The organism is Brevundimonas sp. MF30-B (assembly GCF_004683885.1).
Classification (GTDB): domain Bacteria; phylum Pseudomonadota; class Alphaproteobacteria; order Caulobacterales; family Caulobacteraceae; genus Brevundimonas.
Genome location: NZ_CP038440.1, coordinates 686461 through 708343, shown reverse-complemented (window position 1 = coordinate 708343; position 21883 = coordinate 686461). Strand labels below are relative to the sequence as shown.

The 21883-nt window shown below is 64.4% G+C and carries 19 protein-coding genes and 1 tRNA gene; 16 read left to right on the top strand and 4 right to left on the bottom strand.

Annotation, left to right across the window (positions count from 1 at the left end):
* On the top strand, positions 1-342 hold the full coding sequence (locus tag E4M01_RS03610; RefSeq protein WP_135062196.1) for a hypothetical protein: 342 nt from the start codon (positions 1-3) through the stop codon (positions 340-342).
* Positions 343-345: 3 nt separating this feature from the next.
* Here the strand turns inward: E4M01_RS03610 and cobT are convergent, their stop codons facing one another.
* On the bottom strand, positions 346-2205 hold the full coding sequence (cobT, locus tag E4M01_RS03605) for a cobaltochelatase subunit CobT (RefSeq protein ID WP_135062197.1): 1860 nt from the start codon (positions 2203-2205) through the stop codon (positions 346-348).
* 82 nt (positions 2206-2287) lie between these two features.
* Here cobT and E4M01_RS03600 point away from each other — a divergent pair, with 82 nt between their 5' ends.
* Both E4M01_RS03600 and E4M01_RS03595 read left to right on the top strand, forming a co-directional pair.
* Positions 2288-3295: a fumarylacetoacetate hydrolase family protein gene (locus E4M01_RS03600; protein WP_135062198.1), complete on the top strand. Its 1008-nt coding sequence runs from the start codon at positions 2288-2290 to the stop codon at positions 3293-3295.
* Between the two features lie 182 nt (positions 3296-3477).
* Positions 3478-3562 (top strand) — tRNA-Leu (locus E4M01_RS03595).
* Between the two features lie 6 nt (positions 3563-3568).
* Here the strand turns inward: E4M01_RS03595 and E4M01_RS03590 are convergent.
* Both E4M01_RS03590 and E4M01_RS03585 read right to left on the bottom strand, forming a co-directional pair.
* Positions 3569-3874 (bottom strand): nucleotidyltransferase family protein, encoded by a 306-nt coding sequence (locus tag E4M01_RS03590; RefSeq protein ID WP_135062199.1) that lies wholly within the window; start codon positions 3872-3874, stop codon positions 3569-3571.
* Positions 3871-4443 (bottom strand): nucleotidyltransferase family protein, encoded by a 573-nt coding sequence (locus tag E4M01_RS03585; RefSeq protein ID WP_135062200.1) that lies wholly within the window; start codon positions 4441-4443, stop codon positions 3871-3873. Before E4M01_RS03585 ends, E4M01_RS03590 begins: the two co-directional genes overlap by 4 nt.
* 106 nt (positions 4444-4549) lie before the next feature.
* Here E4M01_RS03585 and E4M01_RS03580 point away from each other — a divergent pair, with 106 nt between their 5' ends.
* The 12 genes from E4M01_RS03580 (at position 4550) to E4M01_RS03525 (ending at position 17897) form a co-directional block, all read left to right on the top strand.
* Positions 4550-6916, top strand: a complete 2367-nt coding sequence (locus tag E4M01_RS03580; RefSeq protein ID WP_135062201.1) for a DNA-directed RNA polymerase — start codon at positions 4550-4552, stop codon at positions 6914-6916.
* A gap of 36 nt (positions 6917-6952) precedes the next feature.
* A complete protein-coding gene (locus E4M01_RS03575; protein WP_135062202.1) occupies positions 6953-7243 on the top strand; it encodes a hypothetical protein in 291 nt (96 codons plus the stop codon).
* Between the two features lie 235 nt (positions 7244-7478).
* On the top strand, positions 7479-7664 hold the full coding sequence (locus tag E4M01_RS03570; RefSeq protein ID WP_135062203.1) for a hypothetical protein: 186 nt from the start codon (positions 7479-7481) through the stop codon (positions 7662-7664).
* The gene (locus E4M01_RS03565; RefSeq protein ID WP_135280312.1) at positions 7661-7876 is read left to right on the top strand and encodes a hypothetical protein; all 216 of its coding nucleotides are present in this window, start codon (positions 7661-7663) and stop codon (positions 7874-7876) included. Before E4M01_RS03570 ends, E4M01_RS03565 begins: the two co-directional genes overlap by 4 nt.
* Positions 7877-8238: 362 nt before the next feature.
* Positions 8239-9771 carry a portal protein gene (locus tag E4M01_RS03560; protein ID WP_135062205.1) on the top strand — a complete coding sequence of 511 codons (1533 nt, stop codon included), beginning with the start codon at positions 8239-8241 and terminating at the stop codon, positions 9769-9771.
* On the top strand, positions 9768-10610 hold the full coding sequence (locus E4M01_RS03555) for a hypothetical protein (protein ID WP_135062206.1): 843 nt from the start codon (positions 9768-9770) through the stop codon (positions 10608-10610). The genes E4M01_RS03560 and E4M01_RS03555 overlap by 4 nt, the downstream gene beginning before the upstream one ends.
* Before the next feature lie 246 nt (positions 10611-10856).
* Entirely contained in the window at positions 10857-11804 is a 948-nt protein-coding gene (locus E4M01_RS03550) for a phage capsid protein (RefSeq protein ID WP_135062207.1), read from the top strand.
* A 76-nt stretch (positions 11805-11880) separates the two neighbouring features.
* Positions 11881-12495 carry a hypothetical protein gene (locus E4M01_RS03545; RefSeq protein ID WP_167765279.1) on the top strand — a complete coding sequence of 205 codons (615 nt, stop codon included), beginning with the start codon at positions 11881-11883 and terminating at the stop codon, positions 12493-12495.
* On the top strand, positions 12492-14684 hold the full coding sequence (locus tag E4M01_RS03540) for a hypothetical protein (protein WP_135062209.1): 2193 nt from the start codon (positions 12492-12494) through the stop codon (positions 14682-14684). The genes E4M01_RS03545 and E4M01_RS03540 overlap by 4 nt, the downstream gene beginning before the upstream one ends.
* 124 nt (positions 14685-14808) lie before the next feature.
* Positions 14809-15216, top strand: coding sequence for a hypothetical protein (locus E4M01_RS03535; protein WP_135280311.1), 408 nt, complete (start codon positions 14809-14811; stop codon positions 15214-15216).
* Positions 15217-15229: 13 nt separating this feature from the next.
* Entirely contained in the window at positions 15230-15700 is a 471-nt protein-coding gene (locus E4M01_RS03530) for a hypothetical protein (protein ID WP_135062211.1), read from the top strand.
* A complete protein-coding gene (locus E4M01_RS03525; protein WP_135062212.1) occupies positions 15693-17897 on the top strand; it encodes a M23 family metallopeptidase in 2205 nt (734 codons plus the stop codon). The genes E4M01_RS03530 and E4M01_RS03525 overlap by 8 nt, the downstream gene beginning before the upstream one ends.
* 150 nt (positions 17898-18047) lie before the next feature.
* Here the strand turns inward: E4M01_RS03525 and E4M01_RS14260 are convergent, their stop codons facing one another.
* Positions 18048-18434, bottom strand: a complete 387-nt coding sequence (locus E4M01_RS14260) for a hypothetical protein (protein ID WP_135062213.1) — start codon at positions 18432-18434, stop codon at positions 18048-18050.
* Between E4M01_RS14260 and E4M01_RS03520 the strand changes: the two genes are divergently transcribed.
* Positions 18414-21839: a hypothetical protein gene (locus E4M01_RS03520; RefSeq protein ID WP_135062214.1), complete on the top strand. Its 3426-nt coding sequence runs from the start codon at positions 18414-18416 to the stop codon at positions 21837-21839. The genes E4M01_RS14260 and E4M01_RS03520 overlap by 21 nt on opposite strands.
* Positions 21840-21883 lie beyond the last annotated feature (44 nt).

The window sequence follows — 21883 nt, the reverse complement described above, 5'->3', positions numbered from 1 at the left end:
ATGCATCGCTTCCTCACCATGAAACGCCTCAGCATCCTGTTCGCGGGCGTGTTCGGCGTGATGATGATCGGCCTGTTCGCCTATCAGAGCGTCTGGGCCGCGCCTGGAGAGCGCTGTGAGAAATCGGGCCGCTGGTGGCACATGGAGAGCCGCACCTGCGCTCAGCCGATCTCCATCGCTGAAATCACCCGCCGCCCCATCGGCGTCAGCCGGGCAGAGGCGTCGGCCGAGAAGAACCGCGAACTCGTCGCGATCGAGCGCCAGCTGGCCGCCCGGGACGCCGCGATCGCTGCGGACGCCGACCGTCAACGGGTCGCCCTGGCCGCCGCCGAGGGGCGTTAGGGTTCAGGCCGCCCGATTGCGGCGAGGGCCGGCTGTCTCGGCGTCGAACAGTTCGGCCAGCTTCTCGATCATGGCCCCGGCAAGCTGCTCGACGTCGACAAGCGTCACGGCGCGGCGGTACCAGCGGGTCACGTCGTGGCCGATGCCGATGGCCAGCAATTCGACCGGCGAGCGATCCTCGATTTCGGCGATCACCTGGCGCAGGTGCTTGTCCAGATATAGGGCGGCGTTGGCTGACTGGGTGGAATCGTCGACCGGCGAGCCGTCGGAAATGACCATGAGGATGCGCCGCGCCTCGCTGCGGGCCATCAGCCGGCCGTGCGCCCACTCCAGCGCCTCGCCGTCGATGTTTTCCTTCAGCAGGCCCTCGCGCATCATCAGCCCCAGGTTCTTTTTGGCCCGGCGCCAGGGCGCGTCGGCGGACTTGTAGATAATGTGGCGCAAGTCGTTCAGGCGGCCCGGATTGGGCGGTTTGCCGGCGCTGATCCAGGCCTCACGCGACTGTCCGCCCTTCCAGGCGCGGGTGGTGAAGCCCAGGATCTCGACCTTGACGCCGCACCGCTCAAGCGTGCGCGCCAGAATGTCGGCGCAGACCGCCGCCACCATGATCGGCCGGCCGCGCATCGAGCCCGAGTTGTCGAGCAGCAGGGTCACCACCGTGTCTCGGAAAGGGCTCTCGCTCTCGGCCTTGAATGACAGGGGGCTGGCGGGGTCGGTGACGACGCGGGTCAGCCGCGCAGTGTCCAGCACGCCCTCCTCCAGGTCGAAGATCCAGCTGCGGTTCTGCTGGGCCATCAGGCGGCGCTGCAGCCGGTTGGCCAGGCGCGACACCACGCTGGAGAGGACCGTCAGCTGCTGATCCAGCAGGGCGCGCAAGCGGTCCAGCTCGACCGGATCGCACAGGTCGGCGGCGTCGATCACCTCGTCGAAGGCGGTGGTGAAGGCGTGATAGGCGTTGACGGCGCGGCCGTCGTCGGCGTTCTGCGTCCGGTTGGGGCGCTCGCCCTCGCCCAGCTCCGGGTCGTCGGGACCGGGCTCGCCGTTCGGGTCTGCCGGCGCGCCATCGGGGCGAGCCTCGCGCTCCTGATCGGCGCCCTCGTCGTCGGCCGAGCCTTCCAGCGACTGGCCCTCGCCGGCGTCAGGCAGCTGTTCGTCCTCGTCGTCCTGATCCGAGGCCTCGGGCTCCTGGGGCTCGGGCTGATCCTCGCCCAGGTCGTCGGACGCGTCGTCGCCGCGCCCGTCGCCGGGATCCAGGTCCAGGGCGCGCAGCACATCGCGGAACTTGTCGGCGAAGGCGGCCTGGTCATCGGCGGCCTGAGCCAGGGCGTCGAGCGCGGCGCCGGCCTTGCCCTCCAGGTCGCCGCGCACGCGGTCCAGCATGGTCCCGGCGCCGTCGGGCGCGCGGTGGCCTGTCAGCCGCTCGCGCACCAGAAGGCTCACGGCCTCGGACACGGGCACCCGCTCGGCCTCGGCGCGCAGGGCGCCGGTCTTCTCCAGCCGGGTCAACAGCGCCGCGTCCAGATTGGACCGCACCCCCGCCAGCGACCGCGCGCCCAGGGATTCCACCCGCGCCTGCTCCGCCGCCTCGAACACCTCGGCGGCCTGGCTGTCAGCCGGACGCAGCCGCCCGCCCAGAGCCTCGTCGTGATTGGCCAGGCGCAGGGCCAGACGGTCGGCCTGACCGCGCAGGGTCGCGCTCTCGGGGCCGGCCGGATCGCGCGGCGGATGCGGCAGGGTCAGGACGCCGTTGGACAGCTTCGGCCCGTCAGAGCCAAAGGCGACCTCCAGCTCGGCCTGTTCGGCCAGAGCGCGGGCGGCGTGCGCCAGGGCGCGCTTGAAGGTCTCGGCGGGCGTATCGGCCATGGCAGGGAGTTAGAACCAAATGGCCGCGTCCGAAAGAGCGATGCGGTTTGCACCACGCCGGAAACCGCCTAATCAGAAGGGCATGAAACTCGCCTCGCTCAAGCACGGCCGCGACGGCCGCCTCGTGGTCGTCTCCCAGGACCTGAACTGGTTCACCGACGCCTTCCTGATCGCCCCCACATTGCAGGCCGCGCTCGACGACTGGGAGGCTTGCGAGCCCGAACTGCGCGCCCTGGCCGAAAGCCTGGAGCACGAGGCCGTGCCGCGCGGCCGCTTCCACGAGCGCGAGGCCGCCGCTCCCCTGCCGCGCGCCTATCAGTGGGCCGACGGCTCCGCCTATGTGAACCACGTCCAGCTGGTGCGTCAGGCGCGCGGGGCGGAGATGCCCGAGAGCTTCTGGACCGATCCGCTGATGTATCAGGGCGGTTCGGACTCCATGCTGGGGCCGCGCGATCCCATCCCGCTGGCCGACGAGGCCTGGGGCTGCGACCTGGAGGCCGAGATCGTGGTCGTCACCGGCGACGTGCCTCAGGGCGTGTCGCGTGAAGAGGCGCTGAACCACATCCGCCTGGTCGGCCTGGTCAACGACGTGTCGCTGCGCAATCTGATCCCGGCCGAGCTGGGCAAGGGCTTCGGCTTCGTCCAGTCCAAGCCCGCCAGCGCCCTGTCGCCCGTCTTCGTGACGCCCGACGCCCTGGGCGAGCGCTGGAAGGACGGCAAGCTGCACGGCGCGCTGGAGGTCCAGCTGAACGGCGCCGACTTCGGCCGCGCCGACGCCGGCGTGGACATGACCTTCGACTTCGGCACCCTGATCGCCCATCTGGCCAAGACCCGCTCGCTCGGCGCCGGTTCGATCATTGGTTCGGGCACAGTGTCCAACCGCGACGCCGACGGCGGGCCGGGCAAGCCGGTCGCCGAGGGCGGCCTGGGCTACTCGTGCCTGGCGGAAGTCCGCACGGTCGAGACCATCCTGCGCGGCAAGCCCGAGACGCCCTTCCTCAAGGCCGGCGACACGGTTCGGATCGAAATGCTGGACGAGCGGCGCCACTCGATCTTCGGCGCCATAGAGCAGACGGTTCAGAGCGCCTGACTTCGCTGATGCGCCGTTCAAGCCGGGTGGCGTTCGTCAATCTGAATCCTCTTGGACAAGATCGCTGGCTAGCCTCGCCAAGGCTCAGGGCCCGGCGACGCCCACACGGGCGGCTGCAGCGCCTCCACCTTTCGGCTGGACGCCTCGTCGCGCCTGTGGCAATCGCGGCTCCCACGATCATTGCGGGCGTGGTGGAATTGGTAGACGCGCCGGACTCAAAATCCGGTTCCGAAAGGAGTGTCGGTTCGAGCCCGACCGCCCGCACCACCTCATTCAATCGGCATCGACCACCGTCAGCTCGGGCCAGCGCGCGCGGGCGCGCTCGATGACGCGGGGCCAGTCTCGCGCCAGGGGACGATTGGGATTAGGCCGGATCGTCAGGGCGAAGACGTCGTCCAGTCCGAAGGGCGCCGCGATGCTGATCGCATCGTCGGCCTCCAGCCTGACGGCGACGGCGAAACAGGGGGCGACGAACCGCGCCAGGGCTTCGTCCGTGCCCTGGATCGGCGGATAGGGCTCGCCGAACTTTTGCGGAAACCACAGCGGGACGCAACTCTGTTTGTATGTTCGGACCTTCATTTCGGAGCCATGATGGTCAGTTCCGGCCAGCGGTCCAAAGCTCTTGCGGTGATTTGATCCCAATCTTTCGCCACCGAGCGATTGGGATTCGGGCGGATCACCATGTCGAACACATCCTCCAGCCCGAACGGGGCGACCACGGTGATGTGGCCATCGTCCTCCAGCCTCACGCCGACTGCGAAAGCGGGAGCAACGAAACGGGTCAGGGCCTCGGCGGTCTCGGAGATCGGCGGATATGGCTCACCGAATTTCGCCGGGAACCACTCTGACACACGACGTTGGTTTCGCACTTCGACCCGGCTCCGAAGTGGCTCTTCGAAAGCGTCCGCCACACGCTTGATCACTACGTCCTCCGCATCCCAAGACACGTCAGGATCGAAATAGCCGAGGTCGAAATCCTTGACGCCATATCCGGGCACCCTGCCCGTCACGTTGTTCCATGCCGACTGATAAACGGCGCCGGAGAACACCAACCAGTCGTTCAGGCCGAGACCACGCACGGTCGTCAGCACGGCCATGAGATCGGGATCGTTGCGAACGATGTCGGCGAGTCGGGTGGCTTGGGTCATCCCGCTTCATAGCCCCGGTTCACGCCGACCATAAGGCCCCGGCCCTCCGGCTAAATATGAGGTGCGAGCCGATACATTTACCGAGAAGGTCCGACGCCAAATCGCGTTGGAAAACGAATCCCGTGCCCTTGGCGCGGAACGCTACCGCAGCGCGCGACCCCTGCCATGGCGAAATGAAACTTCTTCCGCTGAACAGGAGGGCGATCTACCGCCCGGCCGTCAGCTTGTGCGCTTGGCAATCGAGCCTACTGCCGCCGCCTTTAAGGAGTTCAAGGAACGCGCCCTCAAAGGTGCGTCGGTTAGCGCGGACGCGGCCGACATCCTTTGTCTGATTGGCGACGAAGAGGCCGCAGCCCTCACCGCCCGTGTCGTGATGCATTCGGCCGCCGAAGGCATGTTGCTGACGGCGACCGCGATCCGCGTGGCCGACGCGATGATCGACCACATCCAGCTTGCCGCAGTGCGTAAGCGAAACACCAAGGCGGCCAAGCAATTCCTCCAGCGGCAGAGCCATCAGGCTCAGACGAAGCGTCGTCGCAAGAACCACAAAATGTTCTACGAGCGGTTCGACGCCGACCGCACCTTCACGATGCAGCAGCGTCTACGCGCTGGCGTGAAAGCCATCGGCCTGTTCTGCGACGCGACCGACCTGTTCGTGATCGACACCACCGGTCTCGGCCGTCGCCGCATCCGCCCGACAGAGGCGGTGCACCGCTGGCTGGAGCAGCAACACGCCCGCTGCGAACTCCTGAATCCGATCCACCTTCCGATGATCGTGGCGCCGCGCCGTTGGGTCAGCCCCTACAAGGGCGGCTACATCACGAAGTCGCCCGGCAACCGCCTCGTCAAACAGGCGAACCGAAAATACCACGAGCAGCTTCGCGACGTGGACATGCCCGGCGTCTACGCGGCGGTGAACGCGATCCAAGCCACGCCTTGGCGCATCAATGCCCGCCTCTTCGATGTTGTGCGAGCCATCTGGGATAGCGGCGGCGTTCTCGGCGGACTGCCCGAGCGCAACCCTCTACCTGTGCCAGCCCGCCCCACGAACGGGGATGACGACGCCATCGCCCGCTGGAAACGGGAGGCGATGAATGTGCACGACGCCAACCACAAGCGCGTCGCCTTGCGGATCAGCATGAGCCAACGGCTCTGGATCGCGGAGAAGTTCAAGGACGAGGAAGAAATCTTCTTCCCCCATGCCCTCGACTTCCGTGGCCGCATCTACCCCATCCCGGCCGGTGGACCGAACCCGCAAGGCGATGACCTGTCCAAGTCGATGCTGGAGTTCGCGCGAGGCGAACCCATCGGCGACGGCGGCGCCCACTGGCTGGCCGTGCACCTCGCCAATCAGTTCGGCCACGACAAGCTACCGTTCAATGAGCGGGTCGATTGGGTCTTCGCCAATGAAGCCCTGATCCTCGACAGCGCGCGTGATCCTCTCGACGGACAACGGTTCTGGGCGTCAGCCGAAAACCCCTTCCTCGCGCTGGCCGCCTGTTTCGAGTGGCAAGGCTACGTCGAACAGGGCGCGAGCTACGTCACCCATCTGCCGGTGCACCTCGACGGTTCGAACTCCGGTCTCCAGCACTTCTCTGCCCTGCTGCGAGACCCGGTAGGCGGCGCCGCCGTAAACCTCGTGCCGCAGGACAAGCCCGCCGACATCTACGCCGAGGTGGCCAAGGTAGCTCAAGCCAAGGTCGATGCGTCCACTGACGCCAATACCCGGCTTTGGTCGGATGGCCGGGTCATTCGCAAGATCGCGAAGCGTCCGACGATGACCTACACCTACAGCGCAACGCGCTTCGGGATGCTCGATCAAGTCTATCAGACCTTGCGCGAGATCGACCGCGACGGTGATCCGCACATCGACGGCGACAACTACGACGCCAGCTACGCCATGTCCTACATCCTGTGGGACTCGATCCGCGAGACGGTTATCGCTGCGTCTGCCGCCATGGACTGGCTGCGTCAGGCGGCGAAGGTCATGACCAAGGCCGGTAAGCCGATCTGGTGGACCACCCCAATGGGTCTGCCGGTCCTGCAAGACTACCCGAACTCGCGCCGCGATCTCATCCGCGTCTACCACCAGACCAAGGAAGTTCGCCTCGTCGTCCATATGGACGCGGGCGGGATCGACGGTCGCCGCCAAGCCAACGCCATTGCACCGAACGTCATCCATTCTCTGGACGCCGCACACCTGATGTCGGTGGCGAACCGCTGCGCGGAACAGGGGATCGACCTCGCCGTGGTCCACGACAGCTTCGGATGTCTCCCGAGCCGCGCGTTCGAAATGCGCGGCATCCTCCGAGAAACGTTCGTCGAACAGTATCGCCCCGACCGCCTCGCCATCCTTCGCGACGAACTGCTGGCCCAGCTTCCCGACGAACTGCTCGACGCGCTCCCGCCGCTCCCGCCCATGGGTGCGCTCGACATCGAGGCGGTCGCGCACAGCGACTACCTCTTCGGGTGAGCGACCCGCACCTCTTGAATATTTGAACCCTTCCTCATGATCTTTTCCGACCCTTCCCTTGGAGACCGCGCCCGCAACGCCTCGACTGTCGCTTGCCTCCGCGAACCCGCCTTCCTCGTCATCGACCGCGTTCAGCGTGTCGATCCGGCTGACCAAATCCGCGCCGTCGCGCTGGCTCTAACGGCCATGTGTGAGGGTGTCGGCGTCGATCCGCATGACCTGATCCATGCCTCCCAACGGATGATGTCGGTGGCCACAGGCCCGCATACCGAACACGTCCAAGCCATCCGCGACTACGCAGAGAACGAACTGCGCCGCGCTGACTGATTAGGCGGCTTCCTGTTGTTTGGGAGGCAGACCAAGCACGACGCGAACGAAATCACCGCCTCCCATTATCGGGAGCGGTTCGCCAAATTTCTCGCGCCAAAGAGCATCGAGTTCGCGGTCTTCATCGGTCAGCGGACTAAGCATCACCGTTCAAATAGCCCGCCGCACTGACCCGTTCCCCAAGAATGAGGGTTAATCCCGGCTGGCCCCACCTCTCTCTGAAAGGGCTTTCAGCATGAACGCCATCCTCGAATTCATCGTGCCGCGACTGCGCGAGCGATCCACCTATGTCGGCCTTGTCGGCATCCTGACTGCCCTCGGCGTCGCCGTTGATCCTCAATATCTTGAGATTGCCATCGCCCTCGGTTCGGGCATCGCTGGCCTGATCGGCGTCCTCTGGAAAGACAAGACCGCCGCTTGATGTCGCGCGTTCAACCGACCGGCCACGGTCGCCGCGAGACAATCCCCGCGTCCGTCAAAGACTTCATCGACTTCCTCGACCGCCGCTACCCCGAGCTTTCGCCGCGCCCCGGCCAGACCCTTGAGGAAGTGATGTTCGCGGCTGGCCAACGCTCCGTGGCGCAGCAGATGCGCGCCGAGTTCGAAGCCGCATCCAACCTACCGGAGGACTGAGCATGTGCCTCGTCAAAAAACCAAAGGTCGTCACATCGACGGCGGCCGAGGCCAAAGAAGCCCCGGTCATCACCAATCCTTACCTCGACGGCCTTCCCGCTATCCTTCGCGCCCGTCGCGGTGGCGTCCAGTCGCTTACCATCCGTCGCACTGGCGGATCAGGGAGCGCGAACACCGCGCCCGGTCCTCGCCCAACGGCCCCAAACACGCCCGTCGCACCGGGTGGTGGTGGATCGGGCGGCGGGTCTGGAGGTGACGGCCCGTCATCTCGCGATCTCGCCGCCTTGAACTTCCTCTCGATCATGCCCGGCAGTGTCGGCGCCGCGAGCCGAAAACTTCAGAAGAAAGTCTCCCCCTAACGCATGAAGACCGCAGCAGCGCGATTCAACGCGCTGCTTACGTCTCGCAACACGGTCCTCGACCGTGCGCGCCATGCATCGCGTTTGACCATTCCCGGTCTGGTCCCCGAAGACGGCCAGAACGAACACTACACAGCATCCCAGCCCTTCCAGAGCGTCGGCGCCAACGGCGTCCGCAGCTTGGCGTCGCGGCTCTTGATGACGCTGTTCCCCACGAACATTCCCTTCTTCCGCCTGTCGCTTGATGCGTCTGTCGCCGAGGCCCTGATGCAAGGCGGCGAGTTCGACAAGAACCAAGCCGACGCGACGATGGCGCAATACGCCCAATCGGCGGCGAACTTGATGGAAGACATCAACGCTCGCCCGATCTTGGCCGAAGCCCTCAAGCACCTCGTGATCGCGGGCAACGTCCTTCTCTGGTTCCCGGTGGAAGGCCCGCCGCGCATCTACCGGATCGACCAATATGTGCTTAAGCGCAACAGTGTCGGTCAGCCGATCAATATTGTCGTTCAGGAGAAGGTCTACCCTTCGACCCTGAGCGCGGAAGTCCGCGCCGTTTGCGGTGTGCAGTGGGAACCCGGCAAACCGGAAGAACCCATCGACATCTACACGGTCGTCGAAAAAGAGGGCGAGCAGCACAAACACTGGCAGGAGATCAACAACGCCCGTGTTCCCGGTTCGGAGGGGTCAGCACCCATCGAACAATCGGGTTGGCTCGCCCTCCGCTGGCTCGCCGTGCCGGGGTCCGATTGGGGCCGCAGCCATGTGACCGAATACGCCGCCGATCTGATGTCGCTTGAAGACCTGAACGAGTCGATCATTCGTTTCGCGTCCATCGCGTCGCGCATCACCTTCCTCGTCAATCCGAACTCGTCTCTCTCGACCGCTGAACTCGCCGGGTCGAACTCCGGCGATTACCTCTACGGTCGCGCCGATGATGTGACCTCGCTCCAACTCGACAAGTCGCAGGACTTCTCGGTCATGCGGGCGACGGCCGAGAACATCGAAGCTCGCGTCAACACCGCCTTCCTGATCCAGCAGTTCCGCAACGCGGAGCGGGTCACGGCGGAAGAGGTGCGACTGGCCAGCGAGGAACTGGAGAACACGCTTGGCGGAACCTACTCGGTCCTGTCAGCCGAACTCCAACGCGCCATCGCGAACCGACTTCTCTACATCGCCGCCCGCAAGAAGATGATCCCGAAGCTACCCAAGGGCATCGTCCCGAAGGTGGTCACTGGCCTCGCCGCGCTTGGCGCAGCGGCCGAAGTGAACCGGGTCCGCATGTGGGCCAACGACGCCATCGGCATCTTCGGCCAGCAACAGTTTGCCGCCGCGATCAACGTCCCCTCGCTTCTGAACAAGCTGGGCGTGGAACACGGCGTCACCGATCTCAAGACGCTGCTCAAGTCGCCCGAACAGATGGCGCAGGAACAGCAACAAGCCGCGATGGCCCAAGCCGCACAGTCGGCCGCCCCCGGCTTCGTGGACGCCGCCATGAAGGCTGCATCCGATAACCCGAACCAAGGAACTGCATGATCCCCAACGAACAAGTGGTCGATACCAAGGACTACTCCGAACTTCCGGCGTCCGCCTTTCCCGAGGGCGTTGACCCCTCGACCTATCTCGCATCGCTCAAAGGTGCGACGCCGGAAGAACCGAAGACCTCGACCAAGGCTTCCACGGAACGGCCGACCCACATCCCCGAAAAGTTCTGGGATGCTGAAGGCAAGACCGTCCGCGTTGACGATCTACTGAAATCCTACACTGAACTTGAAGGCCGCCTCCGCGCTCCGAAAACGGAGCCAGAGAAGGTCGAAGGTCTCTCGATCCCGAAGCCGGAAGCTCCAGCCGAAGGTGCAGCCAATCCGCTGACGACGGCGTTCGACGCCTTCGCCTCGCACTACGCGGAGACGGGCGGCAAGGTCGAAGCCGATCAGGTTCAGGCTCTCGTGAACATCGGTGTGCCGCAAGGCGTCATCGACAACTACCTCGCCGGGCTGGAGGCCCTTCAAGAACGCCAAATGCAAACGGCGTTCTCGGCCGCTGGCGGTGAGGAAAAGCTTAGCGCAGCCCTTTCATGGGCCGGTCAAGGCGGTCTCTCGGCCGCTGAGATCGACAGCTATGACGCACTCGTCAGCAATCCCAAGACTGCCATGCAAGGCGTCGAATGGCTGATGGCGAAGTTCAACGCGACCGCCCCTTCGGAAGGCTCGTTCATCGAGGCCGAAGCTGGCGCCGCAACAGGCGACGTGTTCCGCAATCGTGCGGAGCTTCACGCCGCCATGAAGGATGATCGCTACTACAACAACGACCGCGCCTATCGCGCGGGCGTCGAAGAGAAGCTGGCCCGCTCCAAAGCAGCGGGCTTCATCTGACCCCTAAGACCTTAGCCGCCAGTCCCTTCGGGACAGGACGCCGAGGCCGCGTCGCTTAGCGCGCAAAAGCTCAAGCTGATCGCCCTCGGGCGAGCGGCCGGTGTGAACCCGGCCCAACCTTTTCTCCCACATTCAGCGGAAAACCCGGCTGCGATGAGGCCGGGCTGCGCCCGCACAACCTCGCGCCAGACGGCCTCCGATTGATCGACGGGAACACCAAACCCTTTCAATCAACCAAGGAGCCAAATGGCTAACTCTACCCCTTCGGTGCCGGGCTTTAAGCCGGGTGCTGGCGCAGGAAACATCAACCTGTATCTCGACCTCGCCGGTGGCGAGGTCCAATCCGCCTACGAGCGCAAGACCATCATGCGCGAGCGTCACCGCGTCTTCTCGCTGAACGGCGGCAAGTCGCTGCGCTTCCCGCGCATCGGTAAGGCATCGGCCGCATACCACGTTCCCGGCACTGAACTGACCGGCGGTCAAATCCAGAACGACGAGATCGTCCTGACCTCGGACGACGCCCTCGTCGCCGACGTCTTCATGGCGGGTATCGACGAGATCATGTCGAACTTCTCCGTCCGCTCGGAGTGGATGAAGGAACTCGGCCGCGTTCTCGCAGAGAAGCACGACGCCAACATCCTCCGCGCTGTGGTCAAGGCCGCTCGCACCGCCGACCTTCTGGGCGCGGGTGCAGCGACGCCGGTCTCGGACCAAGCCCTCGCCTCGAACGCCCAAAAGCTGTTCGACGCGATCAGCAAGGCCAAGGAAACGATGGACATCAAGAACGTCGATGTCTCGCAGGATGTCTACGCCGTCCTCCCGACCGCCTCGTGGTATCTGATGGCCCGCTCGGACAAGAACCTGAACCGCGACTACAACGGTGGCGACGCCACGCTGCGTAAGTTCACGCTCCAGTCCGTCGATGGCATCGAAATCCTCAAGTCGAACATCATGCCCTTCGGCGTGAACGACACCAGCAACACCGCCATCCCGGCCCGCTACCGCGCCAACTACACCAACACCGTTGGTGCAGTGTGGACGAAGAACGCGGTCGCCACGGCGGAAGTCGAGGCTCTGGAATTCCAGACCGTGAACCAGCCCGAGAAGCGCGGCACGCTCCTGTATGCCGCCTACACCTCCGGCACCGATGTCTTCCGCGCTGCGGAAGCTGTCGAACTGGTCACTACGGCCTAATCCGACACCAACACGAAAGGGTCGCCCTCACAGGGGGCGGCCCTTTTTTTCACCTCGTTCCGAAAGGAGGCCGCGCATGTATGCCGCGCCGCTGACGGAACTTGAGGCCGTCAACGACATGCTGGCCGTCATCGGCCAAGCCCCGGTCAACGCATTCACCGCCAACAACTCGGATCAGAACATCGCCCGCCAAGAACTGGCGAAGGTGGTCCGCGAAGTTTGCGCCTACGGTTTCAAGTTCAACACCGATGAGGGGCACACCCTCTATCCCGAGATCGACGGCACAGTCTCGATCCCTTCCGGCGCCCTGTCCGTCGATCCGATGGACCCGCGCCAAGACCTGACGCCACGACAGCACCCCGACAACGGGATGTGCCTCTGGGATGCGGCCCACCTGTCGTGGACTATCGAAGCCCCGGTCGTTTGCCGTGTCCGTTGGTCTCTAACCTACGACGCGCTTCCCGAACTGGCGCGCGGCTATGCCGTCATCCGTGCCGGTCGCAAGCTGCAAGCTCGCCTCGTCGGATCGCCGGAACTGGATCGCTTTGCGGCCGAAGACGAGCAACGCGCGTGGCTCGCGCTCCAGCGTGAGCAAGCCGCAACCGCCGACATCAACGTCTTCCGTGCGTCCAATGAGATCGCGGCCAAGATCGTTCGCGGGCGTGTCGCGGATCGGAGGTTCACCAAGTGAGCCGCCCGAACACCTACACCATCGGCGCCCTGTTCGGCGGCGTGTCGCAGCAGAGCGATTTGGTCCGGTCTCCCGACCAACTGGAAGCTCAAACTAACGGTTTCTCCGGCATCGCGACGGGCGTCTCCAAGCGTCCGCCGTCGCAGCTTGTCGCCAAGCTCATGGCCGACGCTCCGGCCAACGCTTTCGTCCATGCCATCAACCGGGATGTCAGCGAGCAATACATCGCGATCATCGCTGACGGCGTGATCCGCGTGTTCGACGTGCTGACCGGCGAGGAACGCACCGTCAACGCTCCGGCTGGATGGGGCTACCTGACCGGCGTGTCGGACTATGGCGCCGACTTCGACGCCGTGACCGTGGCCGACTACACCTTCATCACCAATCGTCAGAAGACGTGCGCCATGGCCGCCCTCGGCGCCGACGTGTCGCCTGACGAGAGCTACCAAATCTGGCTGAACCGCAACATTGGGACCGACCAGAACGGCGTCGGCTATGCGCCCGGATCGGCCTATCAGTATCAGGCCAACCCGGTCCTCGGCGCGTTCAAAGGCACGGTCCAACGCTTCGACAAGCTCCCGCCGACCAACACCGAAGGCGATGTCTGGCAAGTTCGAGGCGACGATTCCTCGGACTTTATCAGCTACTACGTCTGCTTCCGGGGCGGCACTTGGCAGGAGTGCGTGAAGCCGGGTCTGGTCAACGCCATCAACCCGACGACCATGCCCCACGCCCTGATTTCAGAGGCCAACGGCACGTTTACGTTCGCACCGTTCTCGTGGGCGCCGCGTCGCCTCGGGGACGAAGCCAGCAATCCCAATCCGGGCTTCATCGGCCGCTCAATCCAAAGAGTGCTGCTTTACCAGAACCGCTTGGCGTTCCTCTATGACGAGAGCGTCGGGATGAGCGAGGCGGGGCAGTTCGGCAACTTCTGGCGAATGAGCCAGCGGGACTACCTCGACAGCGACGCCATCGAAACGACGGCGACATCAACGAAGGTTGCCAAGCTGCATGATGCGGTCGCCCACGCGGACGGCATCTTCATGACCTCCGATCAAACGCAGTTCTCGTTGTCCAACGGCGAACTCGGACTGACCGCCGCGTCCATCGCGATCCGACCGACCACGAACTACACCGTCAACACCAAGGCAGGACTGACCGCTTGCGGCTCGGAAATCTACTTCGCGGTCGAACGCTCCGGCCATGCCAGCGTCCGCGAATACACCCGCTTGTCGGGATCGGACGCGACCTCGGCCGCTGACGTGACGGCCCATGTGCCGACCTACATTCCGGGCGGGGTCCATGCTCTTGTCGCGGCCGACGATCTCAACACGATCTTCGTCCTGACGCAGGGATCGCCGGAGAGCATCTTCGTCTACCAGTTCTATTGGACCTCGGCCGACGAGAAGGCGCAGTCGGCTTGGCATCGTTGGAGCTTCGGCACTGGCGCGGCCATCGTCGCCGCGACCTACCTCCAAGGCTTCCTCTACCTCGTCATTAAACGTGGCGACGGACTGTGGCTGGAGAAGGTGGACCTTCAAGCGGGCGCCCACCCGGCCAACGTGGATCACGACATCTTCCTCGACCGTCGCGCGACTGTGCAGGGCGAACTCTCCGAGACGGCGCAGCGGACCCACTTCGTGCTTCCGTTCAAACCGAACAAGGATCGGTTCAGGATGGTCCGCACCAACGCCTTCTCCGGGCGGGCGGAAACGCTCATCGACCCCATCACCTACGAGTGGGTCAGCGACACAGAGGTTCGGGTTCCGACCAGCGAGATCGCCGGGCCAGTCATCGTGGGCGAAGCCTATGAGTTCGAGCTTGTCTTCTCCAAGCCGTTCGTCCGCAATGGACGCGGCGAGGCGATCACGTCGGGCCGCACACAGCTTCGGTCCTTCACCGTCAACTACTCGGGATCGGCCTACTTCAAAGTGGCGGTCGCGCCCTACGGCGTGGACGAGAATGTCGAAGACATCATCCCCGCCAAGCTGGCCGAAATGACCGGGCGAACGCTCGGCGCCGCCAGCCTGAAACTGAACGCACCGGCCTATCACACGGGAAGCTATCGCTTCCTTGTCATGGGTCAGAACACGGCGGCGCGCATCCGCCTTGTGAACGACTCCCATGTCGGATCGACCTTCGTGTCAGCCGAATGGGAAGCCCTCTACTACAACCGCGCACGAGCCTGACCCTTCGGGGTCAGGCCCTCATCCCATGATCCAATTCCACGATCTCGCCGACACGTCGGACGAGCAGACTTTCGACTGGCTCGAACACATCGCGGCCAATCTCCGAGACGGAGACCGCGACGAAATGATCGCAGCCAATCCGCTCCTGACCATCGGGCCGCCCGATGCACTCCTGTTGCTCACGATGTCGGTCATGCAGTCCGAACAGGCATGGGTCATCACCGATCAAGACGAACCCGTCTGCATCTTCGGATGCGCCCCGGAAGGTATCGTCTGGATGATGGGGACGCCCGGCATGTGGAAGCCGCGTCCCGCCGCCGTCGTCGCCAAGGCAACCGCCGCCTATGTCGAACGGCTCCACGAACGCTGGCCCTGCCTCTGGAATTGGGTCGATGCGCGCAACGTCCAATCCGCCCGCTGGCTCAGGTGGTCAGGGTTCGAGATCGCCGACGTGGACCCGCGTCACGGGCGCGAACAACGCCTCTTCATAAAATTCACCCACACCAACAGGGAGGGACCAACCCATCTGTGATCCCGTCACGATCATGACGACCCTCGCTGTCGTCTCCACGGCCGCGCAAACCATCACCGAGATTCAGTCTGCCAAGCATCAGAAGCGCGCCATCGACGCGCAGCTTGCCGAACAGCAGCAGCAAATCGAGACCGCTGAAAGCGCGGAACTCAACGACCGCAAGCGTCAGGTGCAGCGAGAACAAGCCCGCATCCGCGTGGCTGCTGGCCAGCAGGGGCTAAATATCTCGGGCAGCGTCGTGAGCCTTCTTCAGGATAGCGCGATGCAAGGCGCGCTGGCGTCGGAGCGCATCGCGCTCAACGCCGACAACCAACACAAAGCGGCAGTCGCCGAAGCCAACTCCATGTATTCCCGTATCAGCCAACCCACCATTCTCGGTGCCGGTCTTCGGATCGCCCAAGCCGGTGTCGGCGGCTACTATCAGGGACAGGGGATCAAGGCTCAGCAGACCGCCGCGTCGAAAGGACCGGCACTGAATGGCTGATCTCTCCCGCTCGAATAACCGCCGCACAGCGCAGGACCGCATCACTCAGAACCGTGACAGCATCGCGCCGACCTCGCGCGACACGCGCTCCGACAGCGTTCAAGTCCGCGCCGATCTCCGCAACGCATTCCGGGGCGATCCGCAGAACGACGCCATCCGCCAGTTCCTCGGCCAAACACAGCGCAATGCCGAAGCCTTCTATGAAAACGACCTGATCCAGCGTCGCGAACAGGCCGAAAAGGACTTCGCCGAAGGTCAGGTAGACGCGGCTTCCGGCGCCGAACTTGACCCGGCTCTCGCACAGTCCACCGCCTATCAGCGCGCCTACTACTCGACCACGGCAAAGGCCCGTCAGGGCGCCTACGAGACGGAGACCAGCCAAGAACTGGAACGCCGCATCAATGCGGGCGCCACTCCTGCCGACATCGACGAGTTCCTTGCAGAACGGAACCGGGCCTTCATCGACGAATCTGGCGACCTGTTCTCGCAACCCGACGTTCAGCGTCAGGTGGCGACCCGCCTCATCAACTGGTCCACCGATCTCGACAGCCGCGCGAATGCGATGCTGAAGGAGAAGACAGACCGCGAGCTTGTCGAACTGTCCGTCAACAACGCCGTCGCGGGTCTCCAGCGTGGCGAGGACTTCGATCTTGCCGGAGAAGTCGGTCGCCTGACCGAAGCTGGCCTGAACGGCGACACCGCCAAGGAAGCCTTCGTCAACGGGATCGTGGCTTACTCACAAGAGACCGGAGACACCTCGGTTCTCCAGAACCTCTTGGACGCTCGCGATCCGAACGACCCTGATGTGGTCGCCTTCAACAACACGATTGAAGGCTCACCTCTTCCGCCTGTCGCAGAGGCCGCCCCGGCGCCCGAAGCATCGGTTCCCGCCGCCCCGGCGACGGCGCAGACCTACACCGCGCCGCTGGCGAACATCGACCGCGTGTCCTCTGGTTTGGGAGCGCGCCGCGCGCCTCTGCCCGGCGCCTCGACCAACCACGGGGGGATCGACATTCCCGTGCCGGTCGGAACCCCTCTCTCGGCTCCGGCTGATGGCGTCGTCGAAGTGGCTGGCCCTCGCGGTCGCGGTGGAGTCTCGCTCATCATCCGTCATGCGGATGGCTCGCGCACCGGCTTCGCGCACCTCAAGAGCGTGGATGTCGAAGTAGGCCAGACCGTCACGCAGGCTCAGGTCATCGCCGCGACCGGCAACACCGGCAACTCCACTGGCCCGCACCTTCACTGGACCTATCGCGACGCCAACGGCAACCGGCTCGACCCGCGTTCCGTGGTCGGATCGCAAACTCAAGCGATGGCTGCTGCACCCGCCGCAGCGGACTCGGCTGTCGTCGCTTCGGCCACGGTCGAACCGGCGCGACGCCCCCGTCAGCCCGGCCGCTCGCTGCTTACACCGGCGCAGCAAGTTCGCATTCTGAACGCCATCGACAGCATCGAGGGCGATACGGAGCGCAAGACCGAACAGGCCCGTCAGGAAGCGAAAGACGAACTGACCATGGACATCTGGAATCGCGCCCAGCGCGGCGAGGATGTCTCGGACACCATCGAGCAAGCCGTGCGAAACAACGTGCTGGAGCCGGGCGAAGGCATGACCATGACCTCGGCCTTCCGGTCGCTTCGTGAATCCACCTTGGAGGGCGAAGCCGACGAAGACTTGATCCTCCGCTACGGTCAGCGGTTCGCCGCCAACAATCCGAACTATGCGAGCATCGCCGCCCAAGCAGACCGAGACTATCGGGCTGGACTGTTCGGATCAGGACGTTCGGCCACTCGTGCCTATCTCGACATCCGCACTCGTGCCGCTTCGGCAGCGCGTGGCGATGCGGGGCGCGATCCCGCTCAACAGCAGATCGTCGGCAACGCTCGCTCCTACGTCTCCGCATCGCTTCGCACCGTGGCGGGTGGCGGTATGGGCGTGGCTTTGCCCCCGCACATGCTGCGCCTCATCACGCAGGGCGAGAACGAATACGAGCGACGCCTTGCCTCGGGTGAAGACCCCATGGCGGCGGCCGAAGCCGTCATCACGAACTACACGAAGTTTCTCCGCGCCCCCGCCGCCCCCACGGGCGGACAGACGGCTGGTGGAAATACGCGGGCGCCCGGCCAGACCAACACGTCAGGCCAGCAGCCCGCGCAACTAACCTACATCCCCGGCCAAGGACTCGTTCCGACCCGGTGAAAGGACTGAATGAGCATCACTGTGAGAGGCCCGGATGGGGCCGTCATCACCTTCCCTGACGGCACACCTAACAGCGTCATCGAACGTGAAATGGACCGTCACTACGGCCATGCTCCTGAGCAACAACGAGACCGCCGATCAGCGGCGGTCTCACTCTCCAACCCCAAGGACAAGCGGTCGCTCGGCGAACGCCTGACCGACGTGTTCTCGAACACATGGAACACCGGCTTCATCGCCGAGGGCTGGCGGGCGGGTCAGGACGACACGGCGGACTACATCGAACTTTCGAAGCAAGGCCGCACTCGCGAAGCCATCGCCGTATCCGACCGCTTCACGATGAACCCCGTTCGCCTCCTGTCGCGGCTCGCTCACTCGGGCGATGTCCTCTTCGACAATTGGAACAACACCGACAATGCCCGGCGTCGTGCTGACGAAGCCGTCGCCAGCGAACGCGCCCGGCGTCAGGAGTTCGCGCAAGAGTCCAAGAACGACCCGTTCTGGGAAGCTGAAGGCGGCTTGATCGGCAAGGGTCTCCACGGCGGCGCCGCGCTGCTCGGCACTCTCGGCGCCACGGCTGTCGATCCGACTTCCTACATCAGCGGCGGTTCGTCGATTTGGGTGAAAGCCGGTGTGCAAGGGTTGATCGCGGGCGGCACTGACTTGCTGGCTCAAGGCGACTCTACGTCGGCCGGAGTTCAAGATCGCATCGACATCACCCAAACGGGTCTATCCGCTCTGGCGGGCGCCGGTTTCACCGGTGCGCTGGAGGGCGCGGGGTCTCTTGTCCGTCGCGTCCGTGAGCCGCGCCCCGCTACAGTCGAACTCGACCAAGCCATGCGCGACGAACTCGACTTGTCCGACAGCGTGAACCTCCCGGCTCTAACCATGGACGACTGGACCTTCCGCCCGACCCAACAGGGGCCGGTTTCGCCGGTCAGCATTCCCGCTCGGATCGAACAACCGCGCGCCAAGGGGCCTTCGCTGGAAGACCTTGAGGCCGAAGCCGGTCGCGCCGAAGCGGGGGCCAAGGCTACCGCCGACGAACGCTGGAACGGTGTGGATTGGGGACTTGCCGGATCACCTGAACGGGCCAAGGCCGCCATGGCGCACCTCGACAGCCTCAAGAAATTCGTGAAGCCAGAGCAGGTCGATCAGTTTGTCCGTTGGCTGGGCCGTCAAGGCGACGAGATCACCGAGGGCGCGAGCCATTGGAACCCGGACGTATTCGACTTCGACAAGCTCGTGAATGACCCCGACCAGTTCGAGGAATTGGCGAACGTCATGGGCCAAATCTTCAAGCCGCTCTACGACGAAGCGGGCGATGCAGCCCGCTCGTGGAAGTCAGTGCAGGACCGTCAACAGACGCTCGGCATTTCCACTTCCGAGGCAGTGAAGGCACACGCCGACATCACCTCGAACTTCGGCGTGTCGTCGAAAATCCACGCGCTCGAAACCATCGCCATGCAGCACGTCGATCACCTCGTGACGAAGGTCGCTGCAACCCGCGCCAAGTTGGCGGACGGGACAGCGACGGCCAACGACATCTCCGATTTGGCGGCTCATCTCCAAGCGACGACGATGTTCGACGCCATGGCCGGAGGCGCAAAGTCGGAAGTGGCCCGCGCCCTCAACATCATGAAGGCGACCAAGCACCGCGCCCGCGTCTTCAACGACATTCAGGACTCCATCGACGGCCTCAACGATGCGCTGGGCGGGGGAGCCAAAAACAACGAGGACATGGCCGCCGCGCTCGATGCGCTGCTGAAAGCGAACAAGAAGGACGGCGCCAAGGGCTTCAAAGAAGAGGTCCGTAAGATGCGGGCGATGGGGCTGGCCGACTACGCCAGCTACTACGTCGTTATGGGGTATCTCTCGACCCCGGCCACGGCAGTCCGCAACGCCATCGGCTCAGTTCTCCACGCCGGTCTCAGTGTCGGCGAACGCTATGTCGCGGCTGGCGTCACGTCGCCCCTACGCCGGGCATTCAGCGGCTCAAAAGGATCGGTCGAAAGCGTCACCTTCCGTGAGGCAAACGCCTATGTCGCGGGCATCTATCAGTCCTTCGCCGACGCAAGCCGGGCGGGCTTCCAAGCCTTCAAACAGGCGGCGCCGGTTCGCGACAACTCGACCAGTGTGGGCGAGGTCGCCTTCAATCAACCGTTCCTCATCACCAAGGATCGTAAGGATCGCTGGAAATCCAACCCGGTCCTGTCGATCCCTGACATGGCGGGGGCGGCGATCTTCTCGACCCTCCGAACCCTCGGCCACCGGCCGTCGATTGCGATGGACGAGTTCGCCAAGGCGATGACCTACCGGATGCAGCTTAACGCCCTTTCGGTTCGCGAAGCTTCCTACCGCTCGGCCCGCCTAAAAGGCGCCGATGCGACCAAGGAATTCACGCGGGTCATGGACGCCGTAGCGAACCGGCCCACATCGGCTGCGGTCTACCGCGCCAAGGCCGTCTTCGAACTGGCGGGCGAGCAATTCGACAGTGCCAAGAACTACAGCACGGACCCGACACTTCATCAGGCGGCCGACGTGCTGGCATCGGTCGATCTCCACGCAATGGCGGACGACTACGCGCGTCTCATGACGTTCCAGAACAGCGGCCCGGTCATGAAGAAATGGGAGAAGGCTCTTGGCCAGCACCGCCTCTTCAAGGCTCTGTTCGTGCCGTTCCTCCGCACCCCGCTCAACCTCGTGCGGGCGGGCATGTTCGACCGCAACCCGGTTCTCTACGGGCTGATGAAGGACAACCGCGATAAGTTCATGAACTACACGGCGGCCATGCGCGGTCTCGATCAGTCGCTCGAAAGGGGCGGCGCCGAAGCCGATCTTGCAATGGCGCGTCTCGTCACCGGCATCGGCTTCATGTCCACGGCTGGCCTCCTGTTCGCGGGCGGCGATCTCGTCGGCAAGCGTTCGGCGGCGGAAGAGGAAGACGGTGTGAAGTCCTACAGCATCCGCCTCGGCGGTCGCTGGTTCCAGTATCAGCAGCTATCCCCGGTCGCCGAAATGCTCGGCATCGTCGCGGACATGATGCAGACCTTCAAGGATCACGACATCAACGACGACGACATGCTGCAAGGCATCGGCGGCGGCGTCCTGTCGGCCATCGTCAACAACATCGTCAACAAGGCCGCGTTGCAGGGCGTCGGCGACTTCTGGGACTTGATCGACCCGTCGTTCACCTACGGCGACACCGACCGTGGCGCCCGCGCCGGGAAGGAACTGGCCAAGAAGGCTGGATCAACTCTGGTCCCGGCTGTGGTTCGCAACTTCGCCCACTCGCAAGACCCGGTGATGCGGGAAGCCGAAAGCTTCCTCGACCACATCCGCGCCAACATCCCGACCCTCTCCCAATCTTTGCCCGAGCGTAGGGACTGGCTGGGCCTTTCGGTCATCCGCAAGGACAAGGACGGCGGGTTCGTTGAAGGCATGATCCAGCCGACGCGCATCAGCGAACAGGTGACGGACATCGTGCGTCTGGAGGTCTCGGCCTTGGCGCAAGCTGATCCCGATCTCCGCATGGCGACGCGGCCTTCCGCTCGCTTCAACGAGCAGAAGATCACACCGCGCGAGCATGGTGCGGTCCTCGAATATCAGGGCCAAGTCTTCCGCGATCCGCTCACTGGATTGACCATGCACGAAGCTTTGGCCGCGCTGATCCAGTCGCCGGAATACGCACAAATGCCTGACCCCCAACGGGCCACGGTCGTCAAGGATACGGTCAGCCGTCACCGCCGTCTGGCGAACGCCTCGATCCGGTCGGGCGCCGTCCCCGCACTGCGTGAAATGGTCAACCGCACCGGTGGCGAGAAGGCCAATGAGCGGGCGATGCAGGAAGGCTGGCAAAGCTGGCAGACCGAAGCCAACGCGCGACGCTACGGCGTCTCGGCTGGCGACATCGACACCATCATGAACTTCCAGCCCGGAAACTAACCCCTCCAACCAGAGCCACACGCAAGGCCCGGTCGCTTCGGCGG